Raw genomic sequence first — 8,817 nt, forward strand, 5'->3', positions numbered from 1 at the left:
TGTGGGGGTGTAGGGAGAATGGAGGAGGGCTATGTCTGTTCGGGATTGTCTCGGGGTGTACGCGACGGCTGTCGTGTCGGCTGCGCGCTGGGTTTTCCGGACGCTGTGGCGGGGGATCCGGGCGTGGGGTCGCTTCATGTGGAAGGGGATCAAGATCAGTGTCGTGATCGGTCTGGTCGTTGGCACGTTGGGGGCGCTCAGTAATATGTCGCTCGGTCTGGGTCCTCGGTCCAGACAGTAAAACCGGCCGGTAGGAGAAGGGGTGTGGGCCCCACCAGACTGGCTGGTGGGGCCCACACCCGTGTGTCGCCGCCCGGTGTCGCCGGGGTCTGGTCTGGGTTTTTCGACTGTACGGTGGGGTGTCACGTGCCGGCTGGCTGTGTCTGTTGTCTAGCACATTCCGGGCATGGATGCGAGACGTGCAGGTATGCAGGAGGCGCCCCGGTGGGCCGTGCGGGCAGCGTCGGTTTTACTCGCCCGGCTCCAGGCTGGGCTGCACACGGGTGAGGTGGCGGCGGTCTGGGATCCGGACCGGGTGACGGTGGAGGTGGCCGATCGGGCCGGGACCGGGCTTCAGGCTCGGATGGAAGCCGGAGCGCAAGTGTATGGGTGGCAGCTTGACGGTGTACTGGGGCCGACGTCGTTAAGCTCGGTGGATGCGGCGGTGGCCGCTTTGCGCCGCGCGTGGCGGGCGGAGGGCCGGCTGACGGTCTTCACGCTGGACCATTGTCCGGCCTGCCGGCTGACGGCCCGTCAGCTCGAGCGGGCCGGCGTGGCCTACATGGAGATCGCGTTGGCCGAGGCGGGCCAGGAGCGAGCCGCGTTCGCAGAGCGGGGGATCCGCAGCGCGCCCGTGGTCGAGGTCGCCGGGCGGGAGCCGTTCGGCGGGTTCGATCCCGATAAGCTGCGCGATGTCATTTCGACGTTCCCTCCTTTGGCGGGCGAGCCCGTTTTGCCCGGACAGGCCCACGCGCCTGCCAGAGGCGGGAGGCCGGAGCGACAGCGGGGCGCGCGCCGGCCATGACCAGGAAAGTCGTCGTGGCCGTGTGCCTGATCGTGTTGCTTCCGTTATGGCTCATGCTGTTCGCTGGGACGGGCGGCGGGAAGAAGAAGGACCAGCAGGTAGGCGCGGGGGATCCGGCCAACGTCCCTCCGCAGTACCTGGACGTGGTCAAACGGGCCGGATCCATCTGCCCGGAGATCACGCCTTCGCTGATCGCGGCTCAGATCGAGGCCGAGTCGAACTGGAACGTCACATCGACATCGACGGCCGGAGCGAAGGGTATCAGCCAGTTCATCCCGTCCACGTGGGCGTCGAGCGGCATGGACGGGGACGGGGACGGCAAGGCCGACATCATGAACCCGATCGACGCGATCTGGTCGCAGGGGCATCTCATGTGCGCCAACGTCGCGGCGGTCAAAGGCATGCTCGGCGTGCCGGACTCGACGGCGCCTCTGGCCTCGCCGGCGGTCAAGACCGCGATGGCCAAGGTCGGCAACACATCCTACAAAGGCAAATGCGAGCAATTCGTTCGTGAGGCCTTCGGATTCCCCCAAAAGTACGCGACGGCCAATCAGGCCTGGCAGGACGCGGGCGAGAAGCACCCCGGCGATATGAACCCCCCGCCGGGCGTGCCGGTATTCTGGGACCTGATCGGCGGGGCCAACGATCAGGCCGACCATATTGCTCTGTCCGTGGGCGGCGGCAAAGTCGTCTCGACCTCGGTCGGCAAGAACGGCGCGGTAGGGGTCATCTCCATCAAGGACTACACGGGCCCGACCGCGAAATACCGCGGCTGGGCCGGCGTCTACCACGGCCAGCACGTCCAACCGCTCACGACGTTCTCGACCGACCTACCACACTCCCGCCCGCAGACCCCCTCCCTAACCGGCGACGTGGTCAGCCTGGCCTTGGCCGGGTACAACGCGGGAATGGGCGCGGTCCAGAAATACCGCGGCGTTCCCCCGTACGCCGAGACCCGCAAGTACGTGGACAAGATCAAATCCCTGGCCGCCTCGAAGTACGCGCCCACGAAGGGACAAGCGCCGCCAGCGGCGCCCGGCTCGCCGGGCGCCTCGGCGCCGGCCCAGTGGGCCTTATCGAAGAAGGGCACGCCGTACCGCTCGGCAGGCTGCCGAGCCGGGACCTGCTACGACTGCTGCACCCTCGTGCACGACGCGTTCAAGAACACGCTAGGTATCGATCTGCCGATGGCGATCGCCGGCGAGACCCCGGCCAAGCGCAAATGCGAGAACGCGATGCTCACCCTGGCCTCCAGCTACGGCGGAACCTACGTGCCAGCCACGACTGATTCCCTGCAGCCGGGCGACATCGTCTTCTTCCAAGCCAAGAACGTACCGGCCGAGCGCGATAAAGTCACCCACGTGGGCATCTACACCGGCAACGGAAAGATCGTCGACTCCATCCCCGCCGGCGGGGTCGGCGAACGCCCCCTGTCCTACTACGCGAAGACCGAGACACTGCTCCCGCAAGCCGTGCGCGTGCCGAGATAGGAGACCACGAACATGACAAAGACAGGGAGAGTGAGAGCCGTCGCCCTCCTCGCGGCCGTCGGCCTCCTGCCCTCCGGCTGCTCGGATTCATCGAAGCAGCCGGACTCTGGCCCGCCCCAGGACGTGGCCACCACTAGCCGGTCCCGGCCGGCGTCGAGGTGCCCGCGCTTGACAGCCGACCCGGCCGACGCCGAACGCCTCGCCGACGCTGTCGCGGGCATGCTGGCCTGCCACGACACGCGCTCGGATGACTCCCCGCTGGACGCGACCCGCCGCGCCGCGCAATGGCTCGATCCGGCGATCGTCCCGGAGCCCGGAGCCCAGATCCGCACCGACGCGACCTGGACCGACTGGGCGCGCCACCGGGCCTGGACGCCCACACGAGTCGAGAGAATCGACCTGCAGACCCCGCCCGACTACACCGCCCCGCGGATCGACCTGGCCAGACAGACGACGAGCACACCGACCGACGCCTCGGGCGCACCCGTCGCCCCAGCCCAGACCACGCAGTGGATCCTGACCCTGGACAAACGCGCCGGCGCCTGGCGGGTGACGATGATCCAGGAAATGTAATAGCAGCCCGGCCCGGACCGGCCGGCCACAGGGGCGGCCCGCCCCAACCAACCACGTGGGGGACCCCGACAGGGGTCCCCCACGCATGTTATTGGCTTCCGGATCGGTGGCCGTCACGGGGTATGCGAACAGTCGCTGGCCTACTAGGCTGGACATCGGACCCCCGCTCCCACAGGCGCCTGGGGCGCCGAGAGGATAACGACATCATGCTCACTGTCAAACGTCTGGGCGTCTGCTTGGCGGCCGCGGCCGTCGTCCAGTCGGGATGCGTCACGGCCGCCGACCGGCTCGGTAGGCTTCGTGACCAGCCATTGTTTTCGACCTCGTCGGCGTCGACGACAGTCTCGCCGGCGGCGTCGCGGTGCACCGTGCCGAACGGAATTAATCCCGGCGACGCCGACGAGGTCGCCGATGCCGCCGCGGACACACTGGCCTGCCACGACACGCGCTCGGATGACTCCCCGCTGGACGCGACCCGCCGCGCCGCGCAATGGCTTGACCCCGCGCTCGTGCGCCGGGCCCAAGCGCGAGAGAGCGCGGATGCGACCTGGGTGGATTGGAAGAAGCGCGGCGTGTGGATGTCGGTCGTCATGGGACGAGTCGAGCCTGACCGGACGCCTGACTACGACTCGGGTGTCGTCACCCTTGTGCGACAGACCGAGGTCATCCCGGGCGACGCCCGCGACAAGCTCGCCGGGCCGACGATGACGATCCGGTGGACCTTCACGCTGACCAAGCGCGGAAACCGATGGGTGGTCACCACGATCGACAAACAACAATGGGAGGCCGAGAGCAGGGCCACCCCTTAAGGAGAGGGCCCCACCCCCGGCCCCACGACTTGTCATCCCTCGGAAGTCGGCTCAGCAGGCCTGCGTGGGGCTCGACGCCGAGCCCCACGCTTGTCGGGTTCGCGTACTCCGGCCTTGGCAAGCTCGGCCGAATCCCAGCCCGCCTCGACGGCGGCCTTATAGGCGTTTCGGTAGGCGGCCTGAGCGGCCTCCAAGTGCGCGGCGGCGTCGGCCAACTGGTCGAGGACGACACGACGAGCCTGAAGCTTGGCCCCCAGCTCGTCGAGAATCCTCTGTCGATGATCGTCACTCATTGCGTCCTCCATATCGATGGTGTGAACAGCCCGTCCACGACAATCATGTGCACACCCACCGCCACTCACCAACGCCGCGCGACCAGCCCGGCCAGCCGACGACAGGCCAGCAACTCCACGAACGATCCGCGCCCCGGACGCGCCTCCATTTCCGCGTCGCGGAAATGGAGCAAGCTATATGTTTGTATATACAAACATGCTTGTCTCGGCTATACTGGCCGAGAGGTCCCGTGCGGGTCGCTACGCTGGAGAGGGGGTGGTGCGCTGTGGCGCACCACGGCGACGAGCCGTCCGGGCGGGCTGTGCGCAAGGCCGCGACGGCGAGTCTGGGCGATCCTCGACGCATGTTCAGCCTGCGGTTGACGCGATCGGAGTATGCGCGTTTGCGTTTCCAGGCGCGGGCTACGGGTGTGACGATGTCGCGTTATCTGGTGGCGCAGGGATTGCGGGAACCGGTCGAGCAGGTCAATCCCGAACAGCTGCGCGAGGTGCTCGGGATGCTGCGTGCATTGTGTCGCCAGATCCAGGGCGAGGCGACCAACATCAACCAGATCGCGCACTGGGCTAACACTCACCGGCGCTTCCCCGACGAGGCGGCGGCGATCGCCGCCGACCTGCACCGCCAGGTCGACCAGATCTGCGAGCTTCGCGCCAGGATCGGTGAGCTGTTGTGATGCCGAACATCACCCGCGGGGGCAACGCGCGCGGGCTCATGTGCTACCTGCTCGGTCCTGGCCGGGCCAACGAGCACACCGATCAGCGCGTGTTGGCCGGCACCTTCGACATCGCCGGCCGGGACTTCTTCGGCCACCGCCCTCTCACGCACGCTGAGGCGTTGCGCGTGGGCAAACGACTGGACCTCGACCGGCTCGAGCACGGCACCGAGGTTCTGGCCAAACGCACGCACTGGGACTACGACGCCGAGGCGATCGTCAGCACCGGCAAAGGCCCCGCCCACGTCTGGCACTGCTCTTTGACCCTGCACCCGGACGAAGGCCGTCTGACCGATGAGACGTGGGCGAAGATCGCGTCTGACTTCATGGACGAGATGGGTTTCACCGAGGCGTCGGGCAAAGCCCCATGCCGATGGGTCGCCGTGCGCCACGGCGTCAACGCCGGCGGGGGAGACCACATCCACATCGCCTGCGTCCTCGTCCGCGACGACGGCACGAAGGCCAGCGTGTGGCGCGACTATGCCCGAGCGCAGGCCGCCTGCAACACGCTCGAGCACCGCCACGGGCTGGTCGTCGTCGAGTCCCGCGAGCACGAGCGCGGCGCCATCGGCGAAACGCCCGCCGAGGCGGCCGACGCGGCGCGCAAAGGACAAGCCCTGACTGACCGGGCACGCCTGGAAATCGCCATGCGCGCGGCCGCGGCCGGCGCACGCACCGAGTCTGAATTCCTGACCGAGTTGCGCGGCCAGGGCGTCCTCGTTCGACCGCGCTACGCCAAAGGCACCCGCGATCAGGTCGACGGCTTTTCCGTCGCCCTCAAGCCCGCCGGCCAGGGCCGGCCGCGCTGGATTGGCGCGGGCTACGTCGCCCGCGACCTCAGCCTTCGACGTCTGCGCGCCGGATGGATAGACCTGTCCATCGAGCGCCGTAAAGCCCTGGGACTGTGGACAACAGCCAGGAACCCTCACCACGACCACGGCTCCGTGCGTCAGCATGGTCAACCGTGGATGTCCAGAAAGGAGTGGGACAGTCAGCAAAAAGCCGTCTGGAAAGCGATGGCGGCCGCCGTCGACGAATCACTCGCCCGCTTCGACGCGATCCTGCCCGGCGACGACGAGGGCCTGGCCGAATGCGCACGGGACGCGGCCGGATTATTCAGTGCCCTGGCCCGCAGATACGACGGCCACCACCCCGGCGGCCTCGCCCTGGCCAAAGCCGCCCGCTCCATGGGCAGACTCGCCCAGACCAAACCCCCGCCGACACGTCGAGCTCCTCTGCCCACCCCCGCCCGCGCCCGATTCGCGCGAGCATGCCTGCACACCCCGCACGGCCCAGCACGCTACGCCGAGACGATCTGGACAACGGCCACGCGACTGGCTACAGCCCTGACCGAGACGATCGAACTACACAACCAGATCACCACCGCCCGGCGCACCCGCGCCGACCTCGACGCCGCCCTGGCCACACTCGAACCCATACCCCTCCGCCACACCCTCCTAGAACAATCCTTCCCCGACTACCAGCCCCACGACCCGACAAGCCCGTCACCGCAGGCTCCGCCCCAGCGGTCTGGGAGCGGGTTGAGCCAGACGGAACGACTTCTAGCCACCTTCGCCCCCATCCCCGACGGCGCCACCCAGGCACCCCAGGCAGACACTGAGACGCCACCCACCCCACGCCGGCAGAACTCTCCCAAACGAGACCACCGCCGGAGGGGGAGTAAAGGCATGAACTGATTGCTGTTGAGTTCGGCGTCATGTGCAGAATCGTGAAAGCATGGCAACTACGGGCCGGTCGGCGGCCGTGGCGAGGACAGCCTCGCTGAGGCCTAGAATCAGGAGGATAAAATGCCGTCTGCTGAATGGGTGGGAATTGGCTTGTCATCTCTACTATCCGCTTGGTCGCTATGGTATGCGCGGAGAACAGACCGCAGGAGTGCTGCGCAAGAACAGCGGGAGGCGACTAAATTCGAGCTTGAAGCAGAACTATGGAATGTTGAGATAATCAGTTTGCGGTTCGTGCATCGAGGAACGCTTAAGTTGAAAGAAGCGCGAGTCGATATGGGAGAACTGCCAGAGGTCTCCGCTGTGAGGGAAATGCATGGTGGATGGGAGCGTTCTCCACTGTACCCGGGTCAATCGCTTGAGTTCAAAGTTCGCATGTCGCGTGACGTCGAAGTTCCGGACACTGTTTCAATCCTGTGGACTTCACAGAAAGGTTCCTCACAGGGAAGGTCTCTTGTCGAGACGGCAGTATGGCGCGACCTCCTCAGGCAACCGGAAGCGAAATACGGCGACCCTCGCAATATGTGACGTGCTGTCCAGTGGACGCAGCGGGCACGGGAGTCGTGAAGCTTCGACCGCGCATGAGGCCCAGACTTATATGGATTTACTGCTGTGATTCCTCGGGTTTTTCGCTGTTTCCTCGGATGGAGTCTATTAGGCGCGGCGCCCCTGTGATCAGGAGTCCGATTGATCCGCCAAGGGCTCCTACTCCCCATTCTTTTATCGTGGAGACAATGAGGACCAGCCCCATGATGAAGGGAGAAGCAGCAGCGGAACGCGCTACCGCCAAGATGCCTTTCGCCTCTGCCTCAGCGAGTTTCTTCGATGTATAAACCTTCGCGTCAAGGCTTTTCTCCGCCATTGCGATAATGCGGTCGGCGGCTTCTGGCATAACATTATTGTATTGGAGCAGATCCTCCGGGGGAGGCAGAGGGCCTCGGTACTGGATGTTTTGGACTGCCGCGATCTGCGCAGTCGACAGCGGCGTCCCCTCAGCTCGAAGGGCCTCTACGAGCCGGTCTACATCGTCTGCCGGAAGTCCCGCATCGCCTTCGAGAGGTGAACTCCCGTGTCTTTCCACGCCTCGCCGACCAGATTCCTCGCCGCGAGTTCCCTGCGCTTGGCCCTGAGCCTCTTCGGATCCGGATTGGCGACTATGTCCAGCCCCTTGCGCATCCCCCTCTGGAAGGCCTGCGCGCTTGTGATCGTCATGGTCACTCACACCTTTTACTATATCCTTTCACAGTCACTGACTGCTGAGCAGCGATACTCCCATCATAGTAGCGGGTTGTCAACGCCCCCGGGCCCCGCCCCCGTCCTCGAGCCCGACTACGTCAATCGCGGGATGCCCGCCAGGCGAGGACGACCCCCCGGGCCGACGATACCCCACTCGCCGCTAGGGCGCCTCGCGCTGGGCGGCAGGCCACTTGGAAGGTCTCCGACCGCCTATCGGGATAGCGGATACCCGAAGGGCAGGCGATTAGGGCAGGACGCCGAGCGGGACTGTGGGAAGGGACATGTCCTCGCTCTTCTCGCGATGTCGGGTCTCGTTACAGCCTTTGAAAGGCCCGTCAGGGTCGAGAAGCTCGCGCATCATGGGATCGCCGATCTCGACGAACCACTTGGCTATCCCGGCCAGAGGATCCTCCCGCCGCATCTTCTCCCAGGCCCTCCACATCGCCTCCAGACGCACGACGGCCTCCGGGTGGGCCCACCAGTACCGACACCAGATATAGCGCGGCCCCAGCCGCCGCCAGTAGACGACGGCCAGGTAGCCCTCGACCCATTCGACCGACGTCGCATATAGCGTTCGAGTCCCGTTCCCGCCGTCCGCGGCAGTCATCGCGTCTTCCCCACGGTCCGGGACTTCTGCTGCCCGCGCGGACGACGGACGCGGGTCCTCGCCCCTCGCCCGGCCAGGGCCCGCTCGGCCGGAACGGGGAAAGACTGCTCTCGCGCTTCGATGCCGACATCGGCCTCGCGGTTGCCCGTCCGAGCCTGCCCGGCCCGCCCACGAGCCGCCGCCAACGTGTCCTCGGCAGCAGCGCGAACCGCCTGAGCACGGAGGAGCTCGCCCTCAGCCGACACCTCCCCGCTACGCACGCGCCCACCCGCCTGTTCCTCGTCGGCCACGGCACGATCACGTTCGGCCTGAGCATGACCCACCAGG

Annotated in this window: 11 protein-coding genes; 6 read left to right on the forward strand and 5 right to left on the reverse strand. The window is 66.5% G+C overall.

The features are described from left to right. Positions 1-508: 508 nt before the first annotated feature. From HMPREF0043_RS10015 to HMPREF0043_RS00625, 4 genes are all read left to right on the forward strand, one after another. On the forward strand, positions 509-1,024 hold the full coding sequence (locus tag HMPREF0043_RS10015) for a glutaredoxin family protein (RefSeq protein ID WP_198010241.1): 516 nt from the start codon (positions 509-511) through the stop codon (positions 1,022-1,024). Then, positions 1,021-2,514: a C40 family peptidase gene (locus tag HMPREF0043_RS11330; RefSeq protein WP_021600796.1), complete on the forward strand. Its 1,494-nt coding sequence runs from the start codon at positions 1,021-1,023 to the stop codon at positions 2,512-2,514. Before HMPREF0043_RS10015 ends, HMPREF0043_RS11330 begins: the two co-directional genes overlap by 4 nt. A gap of 12 nt (positions 2,515-2,526) precedes the next feature. After that, positions 2,527-3,087, forward strand: coding sequence for a hypothetical protein (locus HMPREF0043_RS00620; RefSeq protein WP_021600797.1), 561 nt, complete (start codon positions 2,527-2,529; stop codon positions 3,085-3,087). Positions 3,088-3,293: 206 nt separating this feature from the next. Beyond that, a complete protein-coding gene (locus HMPREF0043_RS00625) occupies positions 3,294-3,896 on the forward strand; it encodes a hypothetical protein (RefSeq protein ID WP_021600798.1) in 603 nt (200 codons plus the stop codon). Positions 3,897-3,928: 32 nt separating this feature from the next. Here the strand turns inward: HMPREF0043_RS00625 and HMPREF0043_RS00630 are convergent, their stop codons facing one another. After that, positions 3,929-4,189 carry a hypothetical protein gene (locus HMPREF0043_RS00630; protein ID WP_040317455.1) on the reverse strand — a complete coding sequence of 87 codons (261 nt, stop codon included), beginning with the start codon at positions 4,187-4,189 and terminating at the stop codon, positions 3,929-3,931. 344 nt (positions 4,190-4,533) lie between these two features. On the opposite strand from HMPREF0043_RS00630, the gene HMPREF0043_RS11335 reads away from it, so the two are divergent. After that, positions 4,534-4,863, forward strand: coding sequence for a MobC family plasmid mobilization relaxosome protein (locus tag HMPREF0043_RS11335; protein ID WP_021600801.1), 330 nt, complete (start codon positions 4,534-4,536; stop codon positions 4,861-4,863). Further along, the gene (locus HMPREF0043_RS00640) at positions 4,863-6,599 is read left to right on the forward strand and encodes a relaxase/mobilization nuclease domain-containing protein (protein ID WP_021600802.1); all 1,737 of its coding nucleotides are present in this window, start codon (positions 4,863-4,865) and stop codon (positions 6,597-6,599) included. Before HMPREF0043_RS11335 ends, HMPREF0043_RS00640 begins: the two co-directional genes overlap by 1 nt. A gap of 652 nt (positions 6,600-7,251) precedes the next feature. Here HMPREF0043_RS00640 and HMPREF0043_RS11825 read toward each other — a convergent pair. The 4 genes from HMPREF0043_RS11825 to HMPREF0043_RS11615 all read right to left on the reverse strand — a co-directional run. After that, a complete protein-coding gene (locus tag HMPREF0043_RS11825) occupies positions 7,252-7,728 on the reverse strand; it encodes a DUF2335 domain-containing protein (protein WP_269528482.1) in 477 nt (158 codons plus the stop codon). Further along, positions 7,668-7,859, reverse strand: a complete 192-nt coding sequence (locus HMPREF0043_RS00645) for a hypothetical protein (protein ID WP_040317457.1) — start codon at positions 7,857-7,859, stop codon at positions 7,668-7,670. The genes HMPREF0043_RS11825 and HMPREF0043_RS00645 overlap by 61 nt, the downstream gene beginning before the upstream one ends. A gap of 268 nt (positions 7,860-8,127) precedes the next feature. Further along, positions 8,128-8,490, reverse strand: a complete 363-nt coding sequence (locus HMPREF0043_RS00650; protein WP_021600804.1) for a DUF4913 domain-containing protein — start codon at positions 8,488-8,490, stop codon at positions 8,128-8,130. After that, positions 8,487-8,817, reverse strand: a 331-nt coding sequence (locus tag HMPREF0043_RS11615; RefSeq protein WP_232205958.1) for a hypothetical protein, incomplete at its 5' end; no start/stop codon positions are given. The genes HMPREF0043_RS00650 and HMPREF0043_RS11615, both read right to left, overlap by 4 nt.

It is taken from the genome of Actinobaculum sp. oral taxon 183 str. F0552 (genome assembly GCF_000466165.1).
Lineage (GTDB): Bacteria > Actinomycetota > Actinomycetes > Actinomycetales > Actinomycetaceae > Peptidiphaga.

Coding starts and splice junctions, on each gene's coding strand:
- HMPREF0043_RS00645 (WP_040317457.1), bottom strand. CDS start 7,859: ATGACGATCACAAGCGCGCAGGCCTTCCAGAGGGGGATGCGCAAGGGG.
- HMPREF0043_RS00640 (WP_021600802.1), top strand. CDS start 4,863: ATGCCGAACATCACCCGCGGGGGCAACGCGCGCGGGCTCATGTGCTAC.
- HMPREF0043_RS00630 (WP_040317455.1), bottom strand. CDS start 4,189: ATGAGTGACGATCATCGACAGAGGATTCTCGACGAGCTGGGGGCCAAG.
- HMPREF0043_RS11330 (WP_021600796.1), top strand. CDS start 1,021: ATGACCAGGAAAGTCGTCGTGGCCGTGTGCCTGATCGTGTTGCTTCCG.
- HMPREF0043_RS11335 (WP_021600801.1), top strand. CDS start 4,534: ATGTTCAGCCTGCGGTTGACGCGATCGGAGTATGCGCGTTTGCGTTTC.
- HMPREF0043_RS00625 (WP_021600798.1), top strand. CDS start 3,294: ATGCTCACTGTCAAACGTCTGGGCGTCTGCTTGGCGGCCGCGGCCGTC.
- HMPREF0043_RS00620 (WP_021600797.1), top strand. CDS start 2,527: ATGACAAAGACAGGGAGAGTGAGAGCCGTCGCCCTCCTCGCGGCCGTC.
- HMPREF0043_RS00650 (WP_021600804.1), bottom strand. CDS start 8,490: ATGACTGCCGCGGACGGCGGGAACGGGACTCGAACGCTATATGCGACG.